Source organism: Methylosinus sp. H3A (genome assembly GCF_015709455.1).
Taxonomy (GTDB): domain Bacteria; phylum Pseudomonadota; class Alphaproteobacteria; order Rhizobiales; family Beijerinckiaceae; genus Methylosinus.
Genome location: NZ_JADNQW010000005.1, coordinates 468,187 through 492,404 on the forward strand (window position 1 = coordinate 468,187; position 24,218 = coordinate 492,404).

Below are 24,218 nucleotides of genomic sequence, written 5' to 3' on the forward strand. Positions count from 1 at the left end.
GCTCTTTCCCTGGCCCTCCCCCGCATTGCGGAGGGAGACGCCAACGATCGGCATTTCGCGAACACTCGATGAAGGGCCCGGCCTACCCCCTCTCCCGCACAGCGGGGGAGGGTTGGGGAGGGGGCGAACGCGCCGCTATATCCTCTGCAATCAGGCGCAGCTCCCGTGATGCGTCGATACGCGTCCATCGCATCTCGCCGAGATCGTAATTGTGCTGCCGCGCCGCGATCTCCTGCGTCGCATCCGACACGTCGCCCCGCCGCGCGCCAACGCGCGAGACACGAAGCGACCCGTCGGCCTCGAGCCAAAATCCCGCGAAAGAAACGCCCACGCGCCGCGCCGCCTCTTCGAGCGCATCGCGCTCGCTCTCGCGCGCATAAACGGCGTCGACGATGACGCACCAGCCGAAAGAAGCGACACGCGACGCCTCATTCTGTATCGCCTCATAGACCCGTGCGGAAACGGCCGCCGTATAAGCCTCCTGCGGCAGCGGCGATGTGGGCGCGACGCCGAATAGCCTTTTGCGCAATCGATCGCTGTTGAGCGTTCGCGCGCCGGGCGCGGCGCCGACGAGCGGAGCCAAAGCCGCCGCGACACTGGACTTGCCGGAGCCGCTGAGCCCGCCGATCGCGACGATGCGCGGCGTCGCGGGCCGCAGCAGCGCGCGAGCGAGATCGAAATAATCACGCGTCTCCTCATTCAGCGCGGCATGATCGGCGTCCGCGTCCAGCGCGCGCGCGGCTGCGACATCGGCGCGGATCGCGGCGCGCAGAGCCATGAAGAAGGGCAGCAGCGGCAGCCCCTCCGCCTCGTCACGATGATCGAGATAACGATTGAGTGCGAAAGCGGCGAGCACATTTAGCCCGCGCCGACGCATATCCATCAGCAGAAAGGCGAGATCATAGAGAACATCGATCGTCGCCAGCGCGTCGGAAAATTCGATGCAATCGAAAGGCGTCGGCTCGCCGTCGACGAGGCAGATGTTGCGCAAAGTGAGATCGCCGTGACAGCGGCGCACCTTGCCCATATCGCGCCTGCGATCGAGCAGCGCGCCATGCTTTTGCGCCGCCGCCCGCAGCTCATCGGCGAGCACGCGCCTCTCCTGCGCCGAAACGACCGTCGATTTGGCGAGCGAGCTCGCCTCGCCGAGATCGAGCAGCGAGGCCATGACCGACGCGCCGCCGCGCCCCTCGATCACTTCCGCGCTATCATGGAACAGCGCGATGCGCTCGGCGAGCCGCTCTATGAGCGGCGCCGAGAGATGGCCGGCGACGGCGAGATTGTCGAGGAGATTGTCCTCCTCGAAGCGCCGCATCTCGACGACGGCGTCGACGAGCGCGCCATCGCCGTCGAAGGTGAGCGCGCCATCGTCCTCGCGCGTGATGCGGCGCACGGCGAGATAGAGCTGCGGCGCCGTGCGGCGATTGAGCGCATATTCGCGCTCGCACATCGCCGAGCGAATCTGCGGCGTATGAAAATCGAGATAGGGAAAGACGACATCGCGCTTGAGCTTATAGACACGCTCCTTCGTCAACACGACGATCGAGATATGCGTGACGATCGTCTGTGCGTCCTCGCCTTGCGCCATGAGAAAGCGGACGGTCTCGTCCTGCGCGCCGAATGTCATGATCCGAGGGCTCCCGAAATCTCGCAGAATGCGCGCAATTCCTTCTCCCACTCGTGGGAGAAGGAATAGAACACGAAGTTCCCGCCTCCATCACATCCCCCACTTCCTCACGAACCAGCTCTTCACCAAATGCGCCAGCACGCTATAGCAGATCAGGAATGAGAAAATCGCCGGCCAATAGAGCGGCGGCAGCGGCGTGAAGCCGAAGACGCCGGCGATCGGTGAGAAGGGCAGCGCCGCGCCGATGACGCAGACGACCAACGTCGTCAGCAGCAGCGCATTGCTCGCCCGGCTCTCGATGAAGGGAATCCGCGCCGTGCGGATGATGTGGATGATGAGCGTCTGCGTCAGCAGCGATTCGACGAACCAGCCGCTCTGGAACAGCGCCGGATCGGTCCAAGCGCCGAAAGCGTAGATCATCAGCGCGAAAGTCGCATAATCGAAGATCGAGCTGATCGGCCCCACGCAGAGCACGAATTTGGCGATATTGTCTATGTCCCAGCGGCGCGGCCGCTCGAGATATTCCGCATCGACATTGTCGGTCGGGATCGCCGTCTGCGAAAAATCATAGAGCAGATTATTGGTGAGCACCTGTATGGGCGTCATCGGCAAAAAGGGCAGGAACACGCTCGCGCCGAGCACGCTGAACATATTGCCGAAGTTGGAGCTCGCGCCCATCTTGATATATTTGGTGATGTTGGCAAACACTTTGCGGCCCTCGAGCACGCCGTCGCCGAGCACGGCGAGGCTTTTCTCGAGCAAGATGATATCGGCCGTCTCCTTGGCGACGTCGACGGCCGTGTCGACAGAAATTCCGACATCGGCCGCCTTCAGCGCCGGCCCGTCATTGATGCCGTCGCCGAGATAGCCGACGACATGGCCCTTGCGATGCAGCGCATCGATGACGCGCGCCTTCTGCGGCGGCGAGAGCTTGGCGAAAACGCTCGTCTCCGAAGCGAGAGCCGACAAATCCTCCTCGCTCATCGTCTCGATCTGCGACCCGAGCACGATGCGCCCGACCTCGAGCCCCACATCCTTGCAGATCTTGCGCGTGACGATGTCATTGTCGCCGGTCAATATCTTCACCGCGACGCCGGCTTTGGCGAGCGCCGCTATGGCGGGCGCCGCGCTCTCCTTGGGCGGATCGAGAAAGGCGATATAGCCGAGCAGCGTCAGCGCGCTCTCGTCGGCGACGGAAAAGCTCGTCTGCTCCGGCGGCAGCTCTTTGTAGGCGACGGCGACGACGCGGAAACCATCCGCGTTCAGCTCCTCCGTCTCGCGCTGCGCCGCCTCGAGATGCGAAGGATCGAGCGCGCCGCAATCGGTCTTTGTCTCGTAGCGCGCCGAAATGGCGAAGAGCTCCTCCACAGCGCCTTTGCAAATGAGCAGATGCGGGCCGTCGTCGCGGCGCACGACGACGGAGAGGCGGCGTCGCTCGAAGTCGAAGGGAATTTCGTCGATCTTCTCGAATTCATGATCGGGTCGCAGCGCGGTCGCCAATTCGTGATGGTCGAGCACGGCGCGATCGAGCAGATTCTTCAAGCCCGATTGAAAATGGCTGTTGAGAAAGGCGAATTCCAGAACGCGGTCCGACTCCTCGCCGAATATGTCGAGATGGCGCTTCAATATGATGCGGTCCTGCGTCAGCGTGCCGGTCTTGTCGGTGCAGAGCACATCCATCGCGCCGAAATTCTGGATGGAGTTGAGCCGCTTCACGATCACTTTCTTGCTGGCGATGGCGATCGCGCCCTTGGCGAGATTGACCGTCACGATCATCGGCAGCATTTCGGGCGTGAGGCCCACGGCGACGGAGACGGCGAAGAGCAGCGCCTCCAGCCAGTCGCCCTTGGTGACGCCATTGATGACGAACACAGCCGGCGCCATCACCGCCATGAAGCAGACCATCAGCAGTGTGAAGCGCGTCAGCCCCTTGTCGAAGCTCGTTTCGACGCGCGCGCCGGCCATTGTGTCGGCGAGCGCGCCGAGACATGTGCGCCGCCCCGTCTCGACGACGATAGCCGTCGCATAGCCGCTGACGACATTCGCGCCCATCAAAGCGAGATTTTGCGCGGCGAAAGGATCGCTCGCCGGGGCCGAATGCGCGAATTTCTCCACCGGCATGGATTCGCCGGTCAGCGCCGATTGATTGACGAAGAGATCCTTGGCCTCCAGCAGGCGCAGATCGGCGGGGATCATGTCTCCCGCGGAGAGGCGCACGATGTCGCCGGGCGCGAGCCGCTCGATCGGCTCCTCGACGAAATTATCCGCCGTATGCGCGCCCGGCCGGCGCACGGAGGCGTGCGTGCGCACCATGGCCTGCAAGCGCGCGGCGGCCTCGTTGGAGCGATGCTCCTGGAAGAAGGCGAGGCCGACGCTCAGCACGACCATTGCGGCGATGACGACCGACGCGCGCAGATCGCCGAGCGCGTAAGAAGCGACGGCGAGGGCGAGCAGGAGAGCATTCAGTGGATTCTTCGCACGGCCGGCGAGCTCGCGCATCAGGCTCGGGCGGCGCTCATGAGCGATGCGGTTGAGCCCGACGCTTCGCAGCCGATGCGCCGCCTCGCGCACGCTCAGCCCCGCGCGGGAGCTGCGCAGGGAGGCGAGAACCGCCTCGCCCTCGGCCTCTGCCGCGCGCAGCAGCGCGCCGTCGAGCCGTTTCTCGTGCAGGAGGCGGATCGCCGAAAATTGCTGGTTCATCTCTTGCAATTTCTCGATTCGGGCGGGGAACCAAAGAAACGAAGCTGTTTCATCGCGGGTCGGCAAGGCGACGCGATGTCGCTTCGCCGGCGGCTCCGATCGGATCGGAACCGCTGTCGTCTCTTTTGGAGCGAATTCCGATCGCACGAACGATTCCGTTCGTGCGGAAAGCGCTCTATCAAGCCAAGGTCACGCTTTCTTAACCATGACGAGGCTAGCAAATTCTCGAGGCGCCGTCCTCACCTCGCGCGCGTCGCGCCCCAAGGCGCGCGACCTCCTGGATCGTTCCGATATGGGACAAGCGATGACCGAGGCCGCGACGGCCGCGCCACAGCCCCGCTGGATATTGAACTATCCGCGGCTGCTCAATGCGCTGTTCTGGATCACCGCCTTTTCCGGCTCGGTGGTGTTCATCGAGCCGTCGCCCTATGACCTGCTCATTCTGCTGACGCTCATCGTCTGGGTGCTGGGCGGCGTGCGGATCCATTGCGCGGTTCTGCCGGGCGTCGTCTTGCTGGTGCTGTGGGCGCTCGGCGGCTACATCTCGCTCATTCCCTATTGGAACGAGCCCGATCCCGTCGAGTTCATGACGCATACGCTGTTCATCTCGACGACGGGCGTCTTCTATATGCTGTTCTTCTCGGAGAACACGTCGAAGCGCTTCGACCTGTGCATGAGCGGCTATGCGGCAAGCTGCGTGCTCGCGGCGGCCATAGCGGTCGGCTCCTGGGCGGGCCTGTTCGGCAATCCCGTGACGATGACGCTCGACGGCCGCGCCATGGCGCCGTTCAAGGATCCCAATGTTCTCGGCTCCTATATGGTGCCGGGCGTGCTCTATTTCGTGCAGCGCCTGCTGCTCGGCCGCTGGGCCTATTGGCCGGTGACGCTCGCCGGCCTCGCGCTCTCCGGCGCGGCGCTGTTCACCTCCTTCTCGCGCGGCTCCTGGGGCGCGGCGGTGGTGTCGATCGCGCTGATGACGATCATGTCCGTGGTGACGGCGGATTCGCGCAAGATGCGGATGCGCATCGGCTTCATGGCGCTCGCCGTCGTCGGAATCGTCGTGGTGGGCGTCGGCGCGGCGCTCACCGAGCCCTCTGTGCGCGAGTTCTTCTTCAAGCGCGCCTCGGCGACGCAGGATTATGACGAAGGCCCGACGGGCCGCTTCGGCAATCAGAAACGCTCGCTGCCCATGCTGGTCGAGCGGCCCAACGGCATGGGGCCGCTGCGATTTCGCCTCACCTTCGGGCTCGAGCCGCACAACAGCTACATCAACGCCTTCGCCTCCAATGGCTGGCTCGGCGGCTTCGCCTTTCTCGGCCTCGTGCTGACGACGACCTTCGTCGGCTTCCGCCTGTCGCTGACGCGCTCGCCCTATCTGCGGCACGGGCAGCTCATCTGGTCGGCGATGTTCGTGTTCTTTCTGCAGGCGCTGCAGATCGACATCGACCATTGGCGCTATTTCTTCATCTATCTCGGCGCCGTCTGGGGCCTCGAGGTCGGCCGCGTGAAATGGGCCGAGCAGAGCGCCTCTACGGCTCGAAGCGAAGCCCGCCCATGATGACATTGGCGGTGAAATTGGAGTTCGCCGTCGAGCTGACGAGGCGCTGCCAGAAATAGCTGCCTTTGATCGAGATGGAGCGGGTGAGCTTATATTCGAGCTTCACGCCCGCCGTGCCGACCTGCTCGGACGTATCCGCGCCCTGGTAATTATTGGTCTGATAGCTGCCGGTGGCGGTGATGGTGAAATTGCGGAACATCGCATGCGTCACATCGAATGTGACATTGCGTGACAGCACGCCGGCCGCGCCTTGCAGCGTGGTCTCGGAGAGCGTCGTGCCAGTGCGCAGCGTGATGGTCGTGAGCGGCGTCGCCGTATAGATGATGGCGGCGTCGATGATCGGCCCGCGCAGGCGCGGCAGGCGCGGATCGGCGTAATCGCGCTGCGCATAGCCGCCCGAGGCCTCGCCTTTGACGAGATCGGTGATCTTGAAGGTCGTGCCGATTCGGCCCGAGACGCCGGTGCTGTCGCGCGCATAGCCATAAGGATCGAGCCAGCTGTCGTGTGTGCGTTTGTCGATCGTCGCCTCGACATAGGGCTTCATCGACGGATTGAGCTCATAGGCGAGACGTGGATTGAGCCCTGGATCATTGTAGCTCGTGCTCATCAGATTGAGCGTGGAGCCGTCGTTGTAATTGGCGTTCTGATAGATCCAGCGGTCGAAGGTTCCGCGCATCGTCGCGTCGAGCCGGCCGAAGCTCTGCGTCACGCCGACGGCCGTCCCGAGCGAGACGATGAGCGGCCGATTGACGACGATGACATTGGGCAGGCTGGTGACGAGGCCCGGCGCGCCGGGCCGCTGCGAGTCGAGCGTGAACTTTCCTTCGAACTTCACCTTCGTGTCGCGCGCGACATCCCAGCGATAGAAAACGTCGCCGACGCCATCGGGCCGATCGGCGTTTTCGACGCTGAAATAATCGACATAGCCGAGCCGCAGATTTCCTTGAATCTCGTCGCGCATCCATTCCGAGCGCAGCCGCAGCCCCGCGTCGACGCGGAAGAATTTGGAGCCCTGGACGCCGGAGGTCACGCGATTGGGGTTGGTGTCATAGCCATAGGTCGGCTCGGCGTAGGGGTAGAGGCGCAGCGAGCCCACCCCCAGGCCGAGCGGCGCGTAGGGATTGGCGTCGACCAGCGGTTTGGGCTTCGCCGGGATCTGCGCTGGCAGCGCGACATTGGGCGGCGGCGGACGCTCGGCCGGCAGATCCAGCGCGCCGCGAAAGCCGCGCATGCGCAGCTTGGCCTGACGCCTGATCTTCTCCTTGGCGTAGACCGAGGTCTTATAAGCCTCGAGCGGCGGCAGCGGATGCGCCGGCGAGAGCGGCGGCGGCTTCAGGGGCGGCGGCGGCGGATTGGGCCTCGGCAGGCGCGCACGCACGCGCGGCAGTCCGTAATTGGGCGCGCCGGGGGAAATTTCCGGAGCGGCACGTCGCTCCGGCGTCATGGGCTGCGTGATGCTGGGCGGAGCCGCCTCCATGCCGGGAATGGACGGCACGGCCGGCAGATCGCGCAAAGGCGTGATGTCGAGCGAGGAGGGCGAAAGCGTCTGCCCCTGCGCCGGACGCAGGGGGGCGATCGCCGCCGGCGCAGCCAGCGACAAAGCGATCAACGTCGTTGCCGCAGCGCGGCTCTGAGACCTGGCGGAAGCCACTCGTTCCCTCGCGCGGACGCCCTGTTCGAAGCAGGCGCGATGGAGTCGAGCGTTAAGGAGTTATGGTTAACGGAGGCTTACCAGTCGAGGCTCAGGCCGGTGGGTCATTCGCCGAGGGCGGACATATAGAGATCGAGAATCTCTTCTTCTTCCGCGCGCTTGTGCTTGTCCTGCCGGCGCAGGGAGACGATCTTGCGCATGATTTTGGGATCGAAGCCGGTGCTCTTGGCCTCGCCGTAGACATCCTTGATGTCGTCGGCGATGGCGCGCTTCTCCTCCTCGAGTCGCTCGATGCGTTCGATGAAGGCGCGCAAATGGCCGCCATTCACCTCGCCGGTCGGATCGACGCCGGCGCTGGCCTCCATCTCTCGGGCGGCGACCCTGTTGCTGGCCATGACCTTCTCCTCTGGGCGTTGGGGGCTTGGGAGCCTTGGGGGGCTCTGGAGGGCTGGCGCGGCGCCCGCATCCAGGGCGGAGGGGAGGCATGCCAAGCCACGACCGGCGCCGTCAAGCGCGAGACGAAATAATCCCCGCTTTCCTCCCGTCCGAGCTTGACGCTCGCCCCCACGCCCCCGACATCTGCCGCGGTATCGACGAGAGAGGACACGACGAAAATGTACGAAGCCGGCGGCGACGGCCGCACCTATCCGGTCTCGCCGGGGCCGGCGCCGCTCCCGCCGCGCGAGGCGCTCGCCGGCGTGCGCAGCCGCCGCATCCTCGCCGTCTGCCTCGATTTCTTCGCCGTGGCGCTGTTGTCGGCGGCGCTGTGGCTCGGGCTGCTGGTGTTGAGCTTCGGCCTGTCGGCTCTGCTGCTGCCGCCGCTGTTTCCGCTCGTGGCCTTTTTCTACAACGGCCTCACCGTCTCCGGCTGGCGGCGGGCGACGCCGGGAATGCGCGCCATGGACCTCGAGGTCCGACTCGCCGATGGCCAGCCCGCGCCTTTCCTCAATGCGGCCGTCCAGGGCGTGCTCTTTTATGTGAGCTGGCTGTTCCCGCCTTTGCTGCTCGTCACCTTCATCACCCCGGACAAGCGCTGCCTGCACGACATTCTGGCGGATGTGATCGTCCTGCGGCGCGCCGATCGCGCCCTCTAGGCGAAAAATTCTTGGCGCGCCGCGGGCGTCGATTCTAATATCCCGGTCTGCCCGCGCTGGAAGGCGTCGGAGCGTGCGGTATATCGAATTCGGCGACAGGACGAGACCAGCGTGACGAGAGAACCCCGCGACGCGCCGCAATTCTATCTCACCTCGCCGGCGCCGTGCCCCTATTTGCCCGGGCGCGACGAGCGCAAGGTGTTCACCCATCTCATCGGCCGCCGCGCGCCGGCGCTCAACGACACTTTGACGCAATCTGGCTTCCGCCGCTCGCAGACCATCGCCTATCGGCCGGCCTGCGAGACCTGCCGGGCCTGCGTCTCGGTGCGCGTGAAGGTCGAAGAGTTTCAGCAATCCAAGGGCTTGCGCCGGGTGGCGCGGCGCAACGCCGACCTCTTCGCCGAGGCCCGCCGCCCCCATGCCGTGACCGAGCAATATGCGCTGTTTCGCGCCTATGTGGGAGCGCGGCACAATGACGGCGGCATGGCCGACATGAGCATGGTCGACTATCAGATGATGGTCGAGGACAGCCATGTCGAGACGCGACTCATCGAGTATCGCCTGCCCGGCCCCAATGGCGGGCCGGACCGGCTGATCGCCTGCTGCCTGACCGATTATCTCGCCGACGGCCTGTCGATGGTCTATTCCTTCTACGATCCGACGTTGGAAGAGCGCTCGCTCGGCGCCTTCATGATTCTCGACCATGTCGAGCGTGTGCGCCGCGCCGCCCTCCCGCATCTCTATCTCGGCTATTGGGTCGATGGCTCCCGCAAAATGGCCTATAAGTCCCGCTTCCTGCCACAGGAGCGGCTCGGCATGGATGGCTGGAAGCGCGTCGGCTGATTCGTTTTTTGCCCGCTTTCCTGAAGGCCAGATGAACGGAGCGGCCATGCGCCGTTCAGCTTCGCGAGGTTAACCTTTCCTTCGTCATCAGGAATTGCCGGCCGGCGCAGGGCGCGGCCGAATGAGCGAAGGAGAGCGTCCATGGGCGCGAGCATCACGAAAATCGCCGCAATCGCGATCGCCGGCGTCATCGCCGCGACCACTGTGGGCGCCGCCACGCCGGCCCGCGCCGATGGCTGGGGCTATCATCATGGCGGCTGGGGTCACGGCGGCGGATGGGGCCATCACGGCGGCGGATGGGGTCACGGCGGCGGCTATGGCCGACCCGGCTGGGGCTATGGCGGCTACGGCCATCACGGTTCCGGTTGGGGCGCTCCGGTCGCCGCGGGCGTGCTCGGCGCTCTCGCGGTCGGCGCCGTGGCGGCGGCCGCCTCGCAGCCCTATTACGGCGGCGGCTATGGCTATGGCGGCTGCTATCCGGCCAATCAGCCGGTCGTCGACGGCTGGGGCAATGTCGTCGCCTATCGCCGCGTGCAGGTCTGCAACTGATATTCGCGCTTCATAGAATTCGGCGTCTGGTTACAGCCAGGGGCGCCGAAGCCCGCCGCCGCCTCCCCGCCCCCTCTCGCGCGACGGCGAGTGCTGGGCCTCCCGGACTCCCCTCCGGGAGGCCTTTTTCGTCTGGAAACGTCACAGGCGCCGCAGCGACAGCGCCTTGCCTTCCTTGGCGTCGCGGCGCCAGAGCCCGTCGGGCTCCTGGTCGAAATGCGCCTTGTGGCCTTTGCGGGCGGTGAGCGCGAGACGGCCGCGCTCGAGCGACCAGCCCACCGGATCGAAGATGACGACGCCCTGGTCGCGACAGGCGGGCGCCAGCTGGGCGCGGAAGCCGCCGGGACCGCGGCCGCGGTCGTCGAGCGTCAGCATGCAGCCCGTGTCCTTGTCGCCGGCGCGCAGGATCGCATAGCGGCCGGCGACGCCCGGCTGCGCCGCGCCGGCGGGCGGCGCGAAGCTCGGCAGGCCGGCCGCGAGGGCCAGGCCGAGGCTCGCGGCCAGGGCCGTGGCTCCGGGAAATTTCGACATGGAGGGCTCCGGGAAATCATCTGCGAATCGCTGAAGAATATTGCGCTCTCCCTGCGCGAAGACAAAGGCTGCGGACAAGAAAATTCGTCACCCCGGCCGTCGGACGCCGCCGGACGTCGAGCTTTCTGTCGCACGAGTCTTTTGCGAAGCCGGCCGGCAAGGTCTAAATGATCCTGCGAGGAGCCGCGGGAGCCCCCCTCGCGATCGGAGCCGACACATATGACCAGCGCCTCTCTCGCTCTCGCCGAACGTTCGGCGCCGCGTTACACGAGCTATCCCACCGCTCCGCATTTCTCGGCGGATGTCGGGCCGGACCAAGCTGCGCGCTGGCTCGCCGAGCTCTCGCCGCAGGCGAATCTGTCACTCTATCTGCATGTGCCCTTCTGCCCGGCGATCTGCACCTATTGCGGCTGCCACACCAAGGCGCTGCGCCAAGACGCGCCGCTCACCTCCTATAAGGAGACGCTGCTGCGCGAGATCGAGCTCGTCGCAGCCTCGACGCCGGCGCGCCATGTGCGCTCCATTCATTGGGGCGGCGGCACGCCGAGCATGCTCGGCCCCTCGCGCTTCCGCGAGGTGGCGCATGTGCTCGGCGAGCAGTTCGACATCGCGCGCGACGTCGAGCATGCGATCGAGCTCGACCCACGCCTCGTCGACGCCGCGCTCGCCGACGCGCTGGTCGCGTCGGGCGTCAATCGCGTCTCGCTCGGCGTGCAGGATTTCAATCCGCATGTGCAGAAAGCGGCCGGCCGCGAGCAGCCCTATGAGGTGGTGGAGCGCTGCGTCGCCATACTGCGCGCCGCCGGACTCGAGGCGATCAATTTCGATCTGATGTACGGCCTGCCGGAGCAGAGCGTCGACGACGTCATCCGCACGGCGAAACTCGCCGCAGGTCTCTCGCCGAGCCGGCTCGCCGTTTTCGGCTACGCCCATGTGCCGTGGTTCGCCGTGCATCAAAAACTGATCGACCAGGCGGCGCTCGCCGGCGCGAATGAACGCCTCGCTCAGGCGGAGGCGGTGCGCGCGACGCTGGAGGCGGAAGGCTTCGAGGCGATCGGCCTCGATCATTTCGCACGGCCGCAGGACACGATGGCGCTGGCCGCGCGCAATGGCAAATTACATCGCAATTTCCAAGGCTACACGACCGACGAGGCCGATGCGCTCATCGGCCTCGGCGTCTCTTCCATCGGCCGTCTACCGCAAGGCTATGTGGGCAATATCGGCGACACGGGGAACTGGCGCCGTTCCGTCGAGGCGGAGCGTCTGCCCATTTCGCGCGGCCTCGCCTTCACCGCGGAAGATAGAGCGCGCAGCGCCGTCATCGAACGCTTGATGTGTGATTTCTCAGTCGATTTCGGGGCCGTCGCGGCGGCGCATGATTTTCGTGAGAACGCTTTCGACGACGCCTTGCCGCGCCTTGCGACGCTGGTCGACGAAGGCCTCGTCGCGCTCGACGGACGCCGCCTGACGATCGCGCCGCGCGGCCGTCCCTTCGCGCGTCTCGCCGCAGCCGCCTTCGACGCCTATCTCGAAGCCAAGGCCGCTCGACACTCTGTCGCCGTGTAAGCCTCTCGCAGATCAACCATCTCTCGAAACATCGACACGCGACGCGTGCGACGCGATCGACTCGTCGCCGTCACATGTGTTATTACTGATGTGTTTCTTATCCCCGATTCAATTTCATTCCACCTAGGGTTGGCATTGACAAAGCGATCGTAACCTCGAATTGTCTCATTATGAACTAAGTACTATCGCCTAGGCGATTCCCACAAGTTTCATCGTAGAGCGTCGCGTCCACGCGTTTCATCGACGGAGCGGCGCGTCGCAGATCATTCCGAGGAATCAAGATAATGCTCGCATCGCCGCTCGTTCTGGTCGGAGCCGACAAGGGCGGAGTTGGCAAGACGACGGTGACGAGGCTTCTCATCGACTTCCTGCAGATGGCGAACCGCGCAGTGCGCGTCTACGACACGCAGGCGCCGACCGGCGCATTGAAACGCTTCTATCCCGATATCGCAGAGATCATCGACATCAGGGACGTGCGCCATCAGGCGCGTCTCGTCGAAAGCCTCACCGAGCACAACGCCGTCACCATCGTCGACATCAAAGCCGGACAGCTCACGCGCACGCTGCGTTTCATGGAGGATGTCGGCCTGCTCGACGCGGCGTCGCGCGGCGAGGCGCGCGTGCTGGTGCTGCATCTCATCGGCGCGTCCGTCGCCTCGCTCTCCGAGATCGAGGAGATGGGGCCCTACAAGGGCAAATGCGAATATCGCATCGTCAAGAACTTCATCAACGGCTCCAATTTCTTTCAGGAGAACGCCCGCTTTTCTCGACGCTATCTCGGCGAGAGCGACGCCAACCGCGAAATCATCGTGCCGCGGCTCGATCCGCTCGCCTATGAGGCCGTGGAGCTCACCGGGCTGCCATTTTCTGCTTTCGTGTTCGACGAGCCCGCGCGCGGCGCCGAAAATCGGCCGCGCTCCTTCGTGCTCCGCGGCTATGTCCGCACTTGGCTCGAACGTTCATGGACCAATTTCGAAGCCGCGGGACTGCGCAGCTACGTCGCCCCGCCCTCCGAGAAAATCTAATTCGAAGAAGCCGGTAAACGGCGCAAAAAAAGGAGACCATTGTGGTGAAAGACTTTCGACCTGAAGAAAAGAACGTCGTCTATATCGGCGAAGGCGTGTCGCTGACGGGTTCGGTGAAAGCGCAGGACACGATCGTCGTCGACGGCGCCGTCGACGGCGAAATTTCGTGCAGCCAGCTGATCGTCGGCCCGTCGGGCGTCGTCAATGGCGCGATCTCGGTCTCCGACGCGGATATCTATGGCCGCATCGGCACCGATATCACCATCAAGCAATTGCTCATCGTCCGCTCGACAGGGCGTGTCGAGGGCAAGTGGATCTATGGCGAGATCGAGGTCGAGAAAGGCGGCGTGCTGTTCGGCACGGCAGAATCGACGGAAATCCGCTCCGAGCGCAAGCCCACGAATGCGAAGGAAGAAAAAGCCTCCTTCAAGAATTTCGAGAAGCCGGCTCTCGTCGCCTCCAATGACGCCGATGCCGAAGCGGCGCCCGTCACCAGCATTTCGTCGCGCGCGCTGCGCGATCGTCGCAAGGCCTGACGAGATTAGAGCGCATTCGGACAAATCACGTCCGAATGCGCTCTCGACTTATTTGAAAGCGCATGTTCGTTTCGGGAACGTGATCTAGGGCAAGGCCGCGCGCATCAGCTTGCCGTTGCGATTGCGCGGCAGGCCCTCGAGAAAAACGATTTGTCGCGGCCGCTTATAGGCTGCGAGATGTTCGGCGCAATGGGCGAGGATATCCTCCTCGCCCAGCGTCGCTCCATCATGAAGGATGACATAGGCCTTGATGATCGTCTGATCGTCGCGGCCGGGCCGTTCCGCGATCGCCGCATCGGCGATGAACGGATGAGCCAAGAGACATTTCTCCACTTCCGCCGGCGAGACGCGATAGCCGAGAGCGTTCATCACCTCATCGGCGCGGCCGTGGTGCCACATGTATCCGTCGGCGTCGAATTCGACGAGATCGCCGGAGACGAACCAGTCGCCGCGAAAAGCTTCCTTCTCTTCGTCCGGCCGGTTCCAATAGCGCAGCATCAAGCCCGGCTCGTCGCGGCGCACGGCGAGCACGCCGGTCTCGCCGGCGCCGAGCGGCTCGGTCCCCTCCTCGCGCGGCAGCGCCGCCACGATACGGCCCGGCTGCGGCCGCCCGGGCGAGCCCGGCCGCACGGGAACAGTCGGCGCGCTGGACACGAAGGTCGAGATTTCGCTCATGCCGAAGGCCTCGAAGAGCTCGGTCTTCGCGCGCGCGCGCCATTCCTCGAGCAGGCTCGGCGACAAAGCGGCGCCTGCGGTGAGCCCATGCCTCAGGCTCGAGAGATCATGCGTCTCGAGCGCCGCATATTTGAGAATCTGGCGATAGACGCCGGGAACGGCGGCAAAGATCGTCGCGCGATGACGCTCGATGAGGCGCGGCCAGACAGACGGGTCGGGCCGGCCATTGTAGAGCACGGCGCAAGCGCCATTGGCGAGCGGATCGACGACGCCGACGCCGAGCGTATAGGTCCAATTCATCGCGCCGGCGTGCAGCATCACATCCGCCGATGTGAGACCCTGCCAATACGCATACATCGGCCGGCGCGCCCAGGCCGCGCGATGTGCATGCAGCACGCCCTTGGGCCGGCTCGTCGTGCCGGAGGTGTAGACGAGATAGGCGGGATCGTCGGCGGCGGTGTCGGCGTAATCCTCGAGCGGCGCGCCTTGGACGAGACGCGCGAGATCATCGCCGCGCAGGACCGCGACGCCTTCGCGCGAGTGATTTTCGCCTTCGAAATCGCGACCGAGCACGAGCGCCGCGGCGCCGCAATCTTCGAGCAGGAACGAGGCCTCCTCGAAAGTGAGCTGCGAGGAGGCGAGCAGCGCGACATAGCCGGCGGCGATGGCCGCGAAATAGGAGAGGACCGCGCCCGCCTCATTGCCCATGCGGATCATCACCCGCGCGCCGGACGAAAGGCCGAGACCGCGAAAGCCCGCCGCCAGCGCGCGCACATCACGGTCCAGCGCGGCATAGGTCCAGTTCTGCTCGCCCTCGTCGCCGACGATGACGATCGCCGTCTTGCCCGGATGGGCGCGCGCGTGATCGGCGATGCAATAGCGGGCGAGATTGAAGCGGGCGGGGACGGGCTCGATCATGTGCTCACAAACTCCGCCCCTTCTCCCACAAGGGGAGAAGCGAGCGCGAATCGATCAATCGAACAGGCTGGACACGCTCTCCTCGCGCGCCGTGCGGGCGATGGCCTCGCCGATCAGCGCGCCGATCGAGATGACGCGAATGTTGCGCGCCTCCTGCACCGCGGACGTGGCCGCGATCGTGTCGGTCAGCACCAGCTCTTTCAGCTTGGAGGCGGCGACGCGCTCGGCCGCCGCGCCCGACAGCACGCCATGGGTGATATAGGCCGAGACCGAGATCGCGCCCGCCGCGAGCAGCGCCTCGGCGGCGTTGCACAGAGTTCCGCCGGAATCGACGATGTCGTCGACGAGGATGCAATTGCGCCCCACGACGTCGCCGATGATGTTCATCACTTCCGATTCGCCGGCGCGCTCGCGGCGCTTGTCGACGATGGCGAGCGGCGCATCGATGCGCTTGGCGAGGGCGCGGGCGCGCACCACGCCGCCGGTGTCGGGCGAGACCACCATCGCATTCGGCAGCTTGGCGTGCGATTTGATGTCGGCGACCATGACCGGCGCGGCGAAGAGATTATCGGTCGGAATATCGAAGAAGCCCTGGATCTGCCCAGCGTGCAGATCGACGGTCAGCACGCGGTCGGCGCCGGCGCGGGTGATGAGATTGGCGACGAGCTTGGCCGAGATGGGCGTGCGCGACGTGCCTTTGCGATCCTGGCGGGCGTAGCCGAAATAGGGGATGACCGCGGTGATGCGGCGCGCCGACGCGCGGCGCAGCGCGTCGATCATGATGAGCAGCTCCATCAGATGGTCGTTCGACGGCGCCGAGGTCGACTGCACGACGAAAGTGTCCTGCCCGCGCACATTCTCCTGAATCTCGACGAAGACCTCCATATCGGCGAAGCGCCGCACCTGCGCCCGGCACAAAGGCACGCCGACATAGGCGGCGATCGCCTCGGCGAGCGCGCGATTAGAGTTGCCTGCGAGAATTTTCATCGCCGCCATCGAACCGCCTCGACCCTCACCACATGACACGGCGGCCTCTTAGCAGCGATGCGGCCGTGGGACAATACGGCAGGAATATGACACCCGCGCGCTCGGCTGCTCGACCAGGTCACGCAAGATGAGGTCACGCCTCACCGCGACGGCAGACGATCTTGAGATATTCCTGGCCCTCACGCGGAGCCAGCGTCGTGCGGGCGATCGTGGCCTGCCCCAGGAAGCCGCATTGCGCCTGGCTCGCCACTTTTGGGCCCAGGACGACATCTATCGCGGTCTCGGGTCGGCATTCGCTCGGCGAGACCGAGAGCGAGCAGACGAGAATCACAACGGAATAGAGCATCGAAACTTCTCCCCCGCAGGAGTTCGAAACCTCGGGTCGCCGCTCCTCCCCCGCGCCGACGTGGACGCCGGTCGAGACTTATCGGATGAAGAAGCTAGGGCATGTTCCATGCCACTGCGATAGGGTATGAGCGGCAGCGTCGCATTCCTCCCGACCATGAGACAAAAATGTCACAACCGCCGCCGGACCGGCCTGCTCCGCATGAGGCGCCCGTCACCGCTCCGCTCATGGCCCCCTTCGCTCCTCCGACGCGCCTGCGCCTTTCTGGACAGTTGACGACGCTCGTCCCGCTCGCGCCGGCGCATGTCGACGATCTCTATGCGGCGACGCATGGCGACGAGCGCGAGGCGCTGTGGCGCTACATATTCGTCGGCCCCTTCCCCGATCCGGCCGCCTTCCGCGCCGATATGGAGCGCAAGGCGGCCGCGGACGACCCGCTCTTCTTCGCCGTGCTCGACAATCGCGACGGCCGCGCCCTCGGCTTCCAGGCCTATCTGAACATCGAACCGGCGAATCGCGCCGTCGAAGTAGGCTCGGTGCTCTATTCTCCGGCGCTGCAGCGCACCGCCGCGGCGACGGAGGCGCAATATTTGTTCGCCGCCCACGCCTTCGAGACGCTCGGCTGCCGCCGCTATGTCTGGAAATGCGACGACGCCAATGAGAAGTCCAAGGCCGCCGCGCTTCGGCTCGGCTTTTCGCCGGAGGGGCTCTTCCGCCAGCATATGATCGTCAAGGGCCGCAATCGCGACACGGCCTGGTTCTCCATGCTCGACAGCGAGTGGCCGGCGCGCAAGGCCGCCTTCGAGGCCTTTCTCGATCCCGCCAATTTCGACGCCGCCGGACGCCAGAAAACACCGCTCTCGGCCTTGAACGGGCGGAAACGCGCGGCAGATAGAGGCTGACGGAGCGTCGCCGGGGACGGCTCGGGCGGATTGCCTCGCGGGACAGATAATGGTTTACAACGAATTGCGAGCCGTTCGAGCGGATTTGACGCCCGCCCTCGGGTCTCGTGAAACGCTCTTCGGACGGTCCCAGACGATGACGACGGCCGGCGCTCGCCTCCTCAACAGCCTCGATTTGCCCAAGCCGCCGGCGCAGACGCGCGTCGTGGTGGCGATGTCCGGCGGCGTCGACTCCAGCGTCGTCGCCGCGCTATTGCGCGAAGAGGGCTATGATGTCGTCGGCGTCACGCTGCAGCTCTACGACCATGGCGAGGCGACGCATCGCAAGGGCGCCTGCTGCGCCGGCCAGGACATTCACGACGCCCGCCAGGTGGCGGCGCGGCTCGGCATCCCCCATTACGTGCTCGACTATGAGACCCGTTTCCGCGAGACGGTCATCGACACTTTCGCGCAGAGCTACGCCAGCGGCGAGACGCCGGTCCCTTGCGTCGCCTGCAATCAATTCGTGAAATTCGTCGATCTGTTCGACACCGCCAAGGATCTCGGCGCCGACGCTCTCGCCACCGGCCATTACATCGCCTCGCGGGCGGACGATCGCGGCGGCCGCGCGCTCTACCGCGCCATGGACGCCTCCCGCGACCAGAGCTATTTTCTCTTCGCGACGACGCGCGCGCAGCTCGACATGCTGCGCTTCCCGCTCGGCGAATACGCCAAATCCGACGTGCGCGAGCTCGCGCGGCGCTTTTCCCTCGACGTCGCCGAGAAGGCGGACAGCCAAGACATATGTTTCGTGCCGAGCGGCCATTACACCGATCTCGTCGAGCGCCTCGCTCCCGAGGCGGCCGTGCCCGGCGACATCGTTCATGTGGACGGGCGCGTGCTCGGCCGCCACGCCGGCGTCATCCATTACACCATCGGCCAGCGTCGCGGCCTCGGACTCGGCGCCGCCGTCTCCGGCCGCGCCGCGGAGCCGCTCTTCGTCGTGCGGCTCGACGCCGCCAAGGCGCAGGTCGTCGTCGGCCCGCGCGAGGCGCTGGAGACGCGCCGCGTCGCTCTGCGCGACGTGAATTGGATCGGAGCCGGCGATCTCGCCGCTCTGCCGGCCGAGGGCCTGCCCATCTCGGCGCGCGTGCGCTCCACCCGTCCGCCGACGCCGGCGCTGCTGCGGCCGCTCCCGGGCGGCGGCGCGGAGGTCGTCTTCGAGGCGGGAGAATTCGGCGTTTCGCCGGGCCAAGCCTGCGTCTTCTACGAGCGTGACGACGAGCGCGGCCGCGTGCTGGGCGGCGGTTTCATCGCGCAGGCGGAGGCGACCGAGCCCGCCACGCCCGAGCCCGCGCTCGAACTCGACCGGAGCGCATGATGAGCGACGCGCGCGGCGTCTCCGGTTTCGGTTTTTTCGAGCATGGCCTCGATCGTCAGGCGATAGAGGCGGCCTACGCGCGCTGGGCGCCTGTCTATGACCTCGTCTTCTCCAATGTGCTCGGCCCCGGACGGCGGGCCGTGGCGACGATCGCCTCGCGCGCCGACGGCCGCATATTGGACGTCGGCGTCGGCACCGGCCTCGAGCTGCCCATGTTCCGCGACAAGGCGCGCGTCGTCGGCGTCGATCTCTCCGAGCATATGCTGCAGCGCGCCTCCGCCCGCGTCGCCCGCGAGGGGTTGACCAATGTCGCCGGCCTCGCCCGCATGGACGCGAACCGGCTCGCCTTCGCGGACGCCAGCTTCGCCTGCGTCGTCGCGCCCTATCTGCTGACCGTCGTGCCCGACCCGGAGGAGACGCTGGACGAGTTCGCCCGCGTCGTGCGGCCGGGCGGCGAGATCGTGCTCGTCAATCATGTGAGCTCGCAGGAGTGGCCGATGTCGGCGCTGGAGGGGCTCATCGGCGAGAGCTTTTCGGCGACGCTCGGCTGGCGGCCGCAATTTCCGTGGTCGATCATCGGCGACTGGATCGACCAGCGCCGCGACATGCGGCTGACCGAGCGGCGCGTGCTGCCGCCCTTCGGCCTGTTCACTCTGACGCGCATCGAGCGCCTCGCCCGCTGGGGCGAGCACTCGCGCCGGCCCTATCGCGAGCGCCGGCGGCCGTTCGAGCACGCGTGACCGGGGCCACCCAGTTCACACGAGCTCGAACCGCAATCGTCGGCCGACGACTTTCGCCGCCCGCACGAGAGTTTCCAGCGTCGCGCTATTGTTTTTGGGGTCGAGCAGCCGGTCGATCTGAGCGCGGCTCGTCTCCATCATCTCGGCCATCCGCGCTTTGGTGATGCCCTTTTTCTTCATCTCGGCGGAAAGCTGCGCGGCAATCACTTCTTTGATCGCTGCGGCAGTGACCTCCTCACGAAGGCCCTGCTCATCCAGCCAGCTCTCGAAAGTCGAGCCGATATGCGGATTTTCTCGGGAGCTTTCCTTTTTCGTCACCATGATGCGACCTCTTTCAGCCTTTGTCGCGCGAGCGTCAGCTCTTCCCCCGGCGTACGTTGGGTCTTCTTGATGAACGCATGCAAGGCGATCAAACGGCCCTCGTGAAAACCGAACAATACGCGGGCCTCCCGTCTGCTCGACAGAGACGAGCGAACTTCCCACAAGCCGCCGCTCAGAGCGCGGCACAGGGGCAAGCCGACCGGCCAGCCGAACTGAACCTTCATCATGTCGCGCCCGATCGCCCGACGATCGTCGAGCGGCAATTCGTTCAGCCATTCGCGCACGGGCTCCCGGCCGGCAATCGTGCGCCAGAAACGGAGCGGGATCGGCTCGAAGCTCTCTGTCATCGAGCGAAGTGGTGTATCAAAAAAGATACGCGCGCGCAAGCGATGCGCCGCCGCCTCTGGCGTTCCCGCCCAGTCGGGATTACATTGTCGGAGCGGCGCTGCGGGGTGCGTGTCGGACTTTAATTCCCCGGGGCCTTATCGATCTCTAAGGGAGCTGTCCCTGACCTTGCCCGTGGGCTCGGTCACTACGGCGCCCACCTACGTTGTAGGTTCCCGGGATCGATGTCCCACGGCTCACGCGGCCCGCACTTCACACTATCGGACGCCAGAACGCTTACATGACCGCCGTCGACGCCAAGACCGAACTGCGCCGGCGGACGCTCTCCCGCCGCGACCTCGTCTCCCATGAGGAGGCCCACGCCGCCTCTCTGCGCGTGGCCGAACGCGCGCTGGCTCTGGTCCGCGAATTCGCGCCGCGCGCGCCCGAGACCGGGGAAGTCGTCTCGGTCTATTGGCCGATTCGCAGCGAGCTCAACACCCGCCCGCTCATCGAGGCGCTGGCCGCCGCGAAGATCGCCACCGCCCTGCCGGTGATGACGGCCGTGAAACGCCCGCTGATCTTCCGCGCCTTCACGCCCGGCGACGATCTGGTGAAGGGCCCCTTCGGCCTTTCCGAGCCCCCCGAGACGCAGCCCTCCTTCGATCCCGACATCGTTTTCTCGCCGCTCGCCGCCTTCGACCGCAAGGGTTATCGGCTCGGCTATGGCGGAGGCATTTATGACGCGACGCTCTCGCAGCTTCGCGCGAAAAAGCGCATCGTCGCCGTCGGCGTCGCCTACGCTTGCCAGGAGACCGACGCCGTGCCGACCGAGCCGCATGACCAGAAGCTGGATTTTCTGCTGACGGAGCAGGAGTTGATCGCGTTCTCGTGACGCGTCTTCGCGTCGCCGCGTCAGCCGAATCTCGACGCGCTTCTTCCTTCTCCCGCCCTGCGGGAGAAGGAAGAAGCGCCCTTTTCTGAGAGCCGGTCGCAATCCCGATGAGCGCAGGGTACGGACGAAAAATGCCCCTGACGAATTCCGCCCGTTCCCTCCTCTCCCGCGCCAGCCGCATCATCGAGCCCATCGACCGCGCCCACGCCGAGGCGGCGCTCGCACGCGTGCAGGAGCGGGACTCCGCCGGCGCGCTCGCGGCCGTGCTCGCGGCGCATGAGAATGCGCGCCCGCTGCTCGAGGGCGCGCTCGGCTCCTCGCCCTATCTCACCGAGCTTTCCGCCCGCGATCCGGCCCGGCTCGCGCGCCTGCTCGAGACCGATCCGGACGCGAGCCTCGCGCGGCTCGTCGAGGCGACGCAGGGCGCGGCGAAGGGCGTCGCCGACGAGGCGGAGCTGATGCGCGCGCTGCGGCGCGCCAAGCAGGAGGGCGCGCTTCTCATCGCGCTCGCCGATCTCTCCAAGGCCTGGGAGACGACGGAGGCGACCGCCGCGCTCACGCGGCTCGCCGACGCCGCGCTCGCTGCGGCCATCGCCTTCACGCTGCGCGAAGCGGCGGCCGCCGGCAAGCTCGAGCTCTATGACCAGCGCATGCCGGAGCGCGGCTGCGGCTGGATATTCCTCGCCATGGGCAAGGAAGGCGCCGATGAGCTCAATTATTCCTCCGACATAGACATCATTGTCCTCTTCGACCGCACGCGCGCGCGCGTCGCCGCGCCTGCCGAAGATGTCGATCTCTTCGTCAAAATGACGAAACGCGTGGTCCGCATTCTCTCCGAGATCACGCCGGACGGCTATGTGTTCCGCGTCGATCTGCGCCTGCGTCCCGACCCCGGCGCGACGCCCATCGCCATACCGCTCGAGGCGGCCTTCTCTTACTATGAGAGCATGGGCCAGAATTGGGAGCGCGCCGCTTTCATCAAGGCGCGCGCCGCCGCCGGCGACATTCCCGCCGGCGAGACATTTCTGAAAGAGCTCGCGCCTTTCGTCTGGCGCAAGAATTTCGATTTCGCCGCCATCGCCGATGTGCATTCGATCAAGCGGCAGATTCACGCCTTCAAGGGCCATGGCGAGATCACCGCGCTCGGCCATGATTTGAAGCTCGGCCGCGGCGGCATTCGCGAGATCGAATTTTTCGCGCAGACGCAGCAGCTCATCACCGGCGGACGCAATCCCGCGCTACGCGGCCGGGCGACATTGGAGACGCTGGACGCGCTCGTCGCCAATGGCTGGATCGAGCCGCGCGTGCGCGATGAGCTTTCGGAAGCCTATCTCTTCTTGCGTGACGTCGAGCACCGAATCCAAATGGTCGCCGACAAGCAGACGCATGTTTTGCCGCGCGACGAAAAAGAGGCGCTGCGCATCGCGCGCATGGCTGGCTTCGCCACGCTCGAAGAGTTCACGCGCGCGCTGGTGGCGCGGCTGGAAACAGTGCAGAGCCATTATTCGCGCCTGTTCGAGAGCGCGCCGCAACTCTCCTCGCAGACGGGCAATCTCGTCTTCACCGGCGGCGAGGACGATCCCGGCACGCTCGAGACTCTGGAGCGCCTCGGCTTCGCGCATCCCAAGACGGTGACGGAAACCATTCGCGGCTGGCATTTCGGCCGCTACGCCGCGACGCGCTCCACAAAGGCGCGCGAACGCCTGACCGAGCTGACGCCGGCGCTGCTCGAGGCGCTGGCCGCGACAGAGAACGCCGACAAGGCCTTTCTCGCTTTCGACAGGCTGCTCGCGGGCCTGCCCGCCGGCGTGCAATTATTCTCGGTGCTGGTCTCCAATCCGCGCCTGTTGCGCCTGCTGACGGCAATCACCGGCGCGGCGCCCAAGCTGGCTGCGACGATCTCGCGGCGCCCGCGCGTGCTCGACGCCGTGCTGGAGCCGGCCTTTTTCGAGCATCTGCCGGGCGAAGCCGAGCTCGCCGCCTCGCTCGAGCGCGGCCTCGCCGAAACGCGCAGCTATGAAGAGGCGCTCGACGCCGCGCGCGTCTTCGGCCAGGAGCAAAAATTTCTCGTCGGCGTGCGGATATTGACCGGCGCGCTCTCCGTGGCGGAGGCGGGCCTCGCCTATGCGCGTCTCGCCGAATGCGTCATCGCCGCGCTGCTGCCGCGCGTCGAGGCGGAATTCGCCCGTACGCATGGGCACATAGAGGGAGGCGGCGCGGCCGTCGTCGCGCTCGGCAAGCTCGGCGGACGCGAGATGACCGCCGCTTCCGATCTCGATCTCATGCTGCTCTATGACGCCGATCCGCACGCCGAGTCGGATGGCGAACGTCCGCTCGCCGCGGCGGCCTATTATGCGCGCCTCACGCAGCGATTGATCGCCGCCCTCTCCGCGCCGATGGCGCAAGGCCTGCTCTACGAAGTAGATTTCCGCCTGCGTCCCTCTGGCGGCAAGGGGCCGCTCGCCGTGAGCCTGCGCGCCTTCGAGGATTATCACGCGAACGAGGCCTGGACCTGGGAGCATATGGCGCTGACGAGGGCGCGCGTCGTCGCCGGCGCGCGCGATTTCGCCGCGACGGTCGAGACCGCGATCCGCGACGCTCTGACGCGTCCGCGCGAAAATGAAAAGCTCGCCGCCGACGTGCGCGACATGCGCGCGCGGCTCGAAAGGGATAAGCCCGCAAAGAGCCTGTGGGATTTGAAACAGGCGCGGGGCGGCCTCGTCGATGTGGAATTCATCGCGCAATATCTGCAGCTTCGTTACGCGGCGGCGCATCCCGACATTCTCTCTCCGACGACGCGCATCGCGCTGGAGCGTCTGTGCGATCGCGGCCTCCTCGACGCGGAAGCGGCGACGACGCTCGCGCAGGCGGCCTCGCTCTACCAAGGTCTCACGCAGCTGCTGAGGCTCGCCATCGACAGCGACTTCGACCCCGCCGAAGCGCCGCGCGGACTCGTCGAGCTCCTGTTGCGGGCGGGCGAATCGCCGGATATGAAACAGCTCGAAGCCCTGCTCGCAGAGACCGAGACAAACACTCGCGCGCTCTTCGTTTCCCTGCTCGGCGCGTGAAG

22 protein-coding genes are annotated in these 24,218 nt (G+C 65.9%); 12 read left to right on the forward strand and 10 right to left on the reverse strand.

Features of this window, described 5'->3' with window-relative positions:
• Positions 1–82: 82 nt before the first annotated feature.
• Both IY145_RS05290 and mgtA read right to left on the reverse strand, forming a co-directional pair.
• Positions 83–1,627 carry an AAA family ATPase gene (locus IY145_RS05290; RefSeq protein ID WP_196407248.1) on the reverse strand — a complete coding sequence of 515 codons (1,545 nt, stop codon included), beginning with the start codon at positions 1,625–1,627 and terminating at the stop codon, positions 83–85.
• 90 nt (positions 1,628–1,717) lie between these two features.
• On the reverse strand, positions 1,718–4,327 hold the full coding sequence (gene mgtA / locus IY145_RS05295) for a magnesium-translocating P-type ATPase (RefSeq protein ID WP_196407249.1): 2,610 nt from the start codon (positions 4,325–4,327) through the stop codon (positions 1,718–1,720).
• A gap of 292 nt (positions 4,328–4,619) precedes the next feature.
• On the opposite strand from mgtA, the gene IY145_RS05300 reads away from it, so the two are divergent.
• Positions 4,620–5,885 (forward strand): O-antigen ligase family protein, encoded by a 1,266-nt coding sequence (locus IY145_RS05300; protein ID WP_246721792.1) that lies wholly within the window; start codon positions 4,620–4,622, stop codon positions 5,883–5,885.
• On the opposite strand, the gene IY145_RS05305 is transcribed toward IY145_RS05300, so the two are convergent.
• Positions 5,857–7,494: an outer membrane beta-barrel protein gene (locus IY145_RS05305; protein WP_210332622.1), complete on the reverse strand. Its 1,638-nt coding sequence runs from the start codon at positions 7,492–7,494 to the stop codon at positions 5,857–5,859. The genes IY145_RS05300 and IY145_RS05305 overlap by 29 nt on opposite strands.
• A 146-nt stretch (positions 7,495–7,640) precedes the next feature.
• Positions 7,641–7,901: a DUF2312 domain-containing protein gene (locus IY145_RS05310; protein WP_196410412.1), complete on the reverse strand. Its 261-nt coding sequence runs from the start codon at positions 7,899–7,901 to the stop codon at positions 7,641–7,643.
• Positions 7,902–8,150: 249 nt separating this feature from the next.
• Here IY145_RS05310 and IY145_RS05315 point away from each other — a divergent pair, with 249 nt between their 5' ends.
• The 3 genes from IY145_RS05315 to IY145_RS05325 all read left to right on the forward strand — a co-directional run bounded on the left by IY145_RS05315 (position 8,151) and on the right by IY145_RS05325 (position 10,022).
• Complete coding sequence (locus IY145_RS05315) at positions 8,151–8,630, forward strand: RDD family protein (RefSeq protein WP_196407252.1); 480 nt, start codon at positions 8,151–8,153, stop codon at positions 8,628–8,630.
• Between the two features lie 111 nt (positions 8,631–8,741).
• The gene (locus IY145_RS05320; RefSeq protein WP_196407253.1) at positions 8,742–9,473 is read left to right on the forward strand and encodes an arginyltransferase; all 732 of its coding nucleotides are present in this window, start codon (positions 8,742–8,744) and stop codon (positions 9,471–9,473) included.
• Between the two features lie 141 nt (positions 9,474–9,614).
• Complete coding sequence (locus tag IY145_RS05325; RefSeq protein WP_196407254.1) at positions 9,615–10,022, forward strand: hypothetical protein; 408 nt, start codon at positions 9,615–9,617, stop codon at positions 10,020–10,022.
• 141 nt (positions 10,023–10,163) lie between these two features.
• On the opposite strand, the gene IY145_RS05330 is transcribed toward IY145_RS05325, so the two are convergent.
• Positions 10,164–10,553, reverse strand: a complete 390-nt coding sequence (locus IY145_RS05330; RefSeq protein ID WP_196407255.1) for an AprI/Inh family metalloprotease inhibitor — start codon at positions 10,551–10,553, stop codon at positions 10,164–10,166.
• A gap of 219 nt (positions 10,554–10,772) precedes the next feature.
• On the opposite strand from IY145_RS05330, the gene hemN reads away from it, so the two are divergent.
• From hemN to IY145_RS05345, 3 genes are all read left to right on the forward strand, one after another.
• Entirely contained in the window at positions 10,773–12,119 is a 1,347-nt protein-coding gene (gene hemN, locus IY145_RS05335; RefSeq protein ID WP_196407256.1) for an oxygen-independent coproporphyrinogen III oxidase, read from the forward strand.
• A 284-nt stretch (positions 12,120–12,403) separates the two neighbouring features.
• Positions 12,404–13,144: an ATP-binding protein gene (locus IY145_RS05340; protein WP_196407257.1), complete on the forward strand. Its 741-nt coding sequence runs from the start codon at positions 12,404–12,406 to the stop codon at positions 13,142–13,144.
• Positions 13,145–13,188: 44 nt separating this feature from the next.
• Positions 13,189–13,680 (forward strand): polymer-forming cytoskeletal protein, encoded by a 492-nt coding sequence (locus IY145_RS05345; protein WP_196407258.1) that lies wholly within the window; start codon positions 13,189–13,191, stop codon positions 13,678–13,680.
• Between the two features lie 84 nt (positions 13,681–13,764).
• Here IY145_RS05345 and IY145_RS05350 read toward each other — a convergent pair whose 3' ends face one another.
• From IY145_RS05350 to IY145_RS05360, 3 genes are all read right to left on the reverse strand, one after another.
• Positions 13,765–15,273 carry an acyl-CoA synthetase gene (locus IY145_RS05350; RefSeq protein WP_196407259.1) on the reverse strand — a complete coding sequence of 503 codons (1,509 nt, stop codon included), beginning with the start codon at positions 15,271–15,273 and terminating at the stop codon, positions 13,765–13,767.
• A 54-nt stretch (positions 15,274–15,327) separates the two neighbouring features.
• The gene (locus IY145_RS05355) at positions 15,328–16,269 is read right to left on the reverse strand and encodes a ribose-phosphate pyrophosphokinase (protein WP_196407260.1); all 942 of its coding nucleotides are present in this window, start codon (positions 16,267–16,269) and stop codon (positions 15,328–15,330) included.
• Positions 16,270–16,393: 124 nt separating this feature from the next.
• Positions 16,394–16,606, reverse strand: a complete 213-nt coding sequence (locus tag IY145_RS05360; protein ID WP_196407261.1) for a hypothetical protein — start codon at positions 16,604–16,606, stop codon at positions 16,394–16,396.
• A gap of 167 nt (positions 16,607–16,773) precedes the next feature.
• On the opposite strand from IY145_RS05360, the gene IY145_RS05365 reads away from it, so the two are divergent.
• The 3 genes from IY145_RS05365 (at position 16,774) to IY145_RS05375 (ending at position 19,608) form a co-directional block, all read left to right on the forward strand.
• Entirely contained in the window at positions 16,774–17,508 is a 735-nt protein-coding gene (locus tag IY145_RS05365; protein ID WP_196407262.1) for a GNAT family N-acetyltransferase, read from the forward strand.
• Positions 17,509–17,644: 136 nt separating this feature from the next.
• On the forward strand, positions 17,645–18,868 hold the full coding sequence (gene mnmA, locus IY145_RS05370) for a tRNA 2-thiouridine(34) synthase MnmA (RefSeq protein WP_196407263.1): 1,224 nt from the start codon (positions 17,645–17,647) through the stop codon (positions 18,866–18,868).
• Positions 18,868–19,608 (forward strand): class I SAM-dependent methyltransferase, encoded by a 741-nt coding sequence (locus IY145_RS05375; RefSeq protein ID WP_196407264.1) that lies wholly within the window; start codon positions 18,868–18,870, stop codon positions 19,606–19,608. The genes mnmA and IY145_RS05375 overlap by 1 nt, the downstream gene beginning before the upstream one ends.
• A 15-nt stretch (positions 19,609–19,623) precedes the next feature.
• Here IY145_RS05375 and IY145_RS05380 read toward each other — a convergent pair whose 3' ends face one another.
• Together IY145_RS05380 and IY145_RS05385 are read right to left on the reverse strand one after the other, a co-directional pair.
• Positions 19,624–19,929, reverse strand: coding sequence for a helix-turn-helix transcriptional regulator (locus tag IY145_RS05380; protein WP_196407265.1), 306 nt, complete (start codon positions 19,927–19,929; stop codon positions 19,624–19,626).
• Entirely contained in the window at positions 19,923–20,315 is a 393-nt protein-coding gene (locus IY145_RS05385; RefSeq protein ID WP_312030558.1) for a type II toxin-antitoxin system RelE/ParE family toxin, read from the reverse strand. The genes IY145_RS05380 and IY145_RS05385 overlap by 7 nt, the downstream gene beginning before the upstream one ends.
• A gap of 239 nt (positions 20,316–20,554) precedes the next feature.
• On the opposite strand from IY145_RS05385, the gene IY145_RS05390 reads away from it, so the two are divergent.
• A complete protein-coding gene (locus IY145_RS05390) occupies positions 20,555–21,148 on the forward strand; it encodes a 5-formyltetrahydrofolate cyclo-ligase (protein ID WP_196407266.1) in 594 nt (197 codons plus the stop codon).
• 131 nt (positions 21,149–21,279) lie between these two features.
• Entirely contained in the window at positions 21,280–24,216 is a 2,937-nt protein-coding gene (locus IY145_RS05395; RefSeq protein WP_246721794.1) for a bifunctional [glutamine synthetase] adenylyltransferase/[glutamine synthetase]-adenylyl-L-tyrosine phosphorylase, read from the forward strand.
• Positions 24,217–24,218 lie beyond the last annotated feature (2 nt).

Coding starts and splice junctions, on each gene's coding strand:
- IY145_RS05380 (WP_196407265.1), bottom strand. CDS start 19,929: ATGGTGACGAAAAAGGAAAGCTCCCGAGAAAATCCGCATATCGGCTCG.
- IY145_RS05340 (WP_196407257.1), top strand. CDS start 12,404: ATGCTCGCATCGCCGCTCGTTCTGGTCGGAGCCGACAAGGGCGGAGTT.
- IY145_RS05290 (WP_196407248.1), bottom strand. CDS start 1,627: ATGACATTCGGCGCGCAGGACGAGACCGTCCGCTTTCTCATGGCGCAA.
- IY145_RS05360 (WP_196407261.1), bottom strand. CDS start 16,606: ATGCTCTATTCCGTTGTGATTCTCGTCTGCTCGCTCTCGGTCTCGCCG.
- IY145_RS05355 (WP_196407260.1), bottom strand. CDS start 16,269: ATGGCGGCGATGAAAATTCTCGCAGGCAACTCTAATCGCGCGCTCGCC.
- mgtA (WP_196407249.1), bottom strand. CDS start 4,327: ATGAACCAGCAATTTTCGGCGATCCGCCTCCTGCACGAGAAACGGCTC.
- IY145_RS05325 (WP_196407254.1), top strand. CDS start 9,615: ATGGGCGCGAGCATCACGAAAATCGCCGCAATCGCGATCGCCGGCGTC.
- hemN (WP_196407256.1), top strand. CDS start 10,773: ATGACCAGCGCCTCTCTCGCTCTCGCCGAACGTTCGGCGCCGCGTTAC.
- mnmA (WP_196407263.1), top strand. CDS start 17,645: ATGACGACGGCCGGCGCTCGCCTCCTCAACAGCCTCGATTTGCCCAAG.
- IY145_RS05310 (WP_196410412.1), bottom strand. CDS start 7,901: ATGGAGGCCAGCGCCGGCGTCGATCCGACCGGCGAGGTGAATGGCGGC.
- IY145_RS05330 (WP_196407255.1), bottom strand. CDS start 10,553: ATGTCGAAATTTCCCGGAGCCACGGCCCTGGCCGCGAGCCTCGGCCTG.
- IY145_RS05390 (WP_196407266.1), top strand. CDS start 20,555: ATGACCGCCGTCGACGCCAAGACCGAACTGCGCCGGCGGACGCTCTCC.
- IY145_RS05315 (WP_196407252.1), top strand. CDS start 8,151: ATGTACGAAGCCGGCGGCGACGGCCGCACCTATCCGGTCTCGCCGGGG.
- IY145_RS05375 (WP_196407264.1), top strand. CDS start 18,868: ATGAGCGACGCGCGCGGCGTCTCCGGTTTCGGTTTTTTCGAGCATGGC.
- IY145_RS05300 (WP_246721792.1), top strand. CDS start 4,620: ATGGGACAAGCGATGACCGAGGCCGCGACGGCCGCGCCACAGCCCCGC.
- IY145_RS05395 (WP_246721794.1), top strand. CDS start 21,280: ATGCCCCTGACGAATTCCGCCCGTTCCCTCCTCTCCCGCGCCAGCCGC.
- IY145_RS05350 (WP_196407259.1), bottom strand. CDS start 15,273: ATGATCGAGCCCGTCCCCGCCCGCTTCAATCTCGCCCGCTATTGCATC.
- IY145_RS05365 (WP_196407262.1), top strand. CDS start 16,774: ATGTCACAACCGCCGCCGGACCGGCCTGCTCCGCATGAGGCGCCCGTC.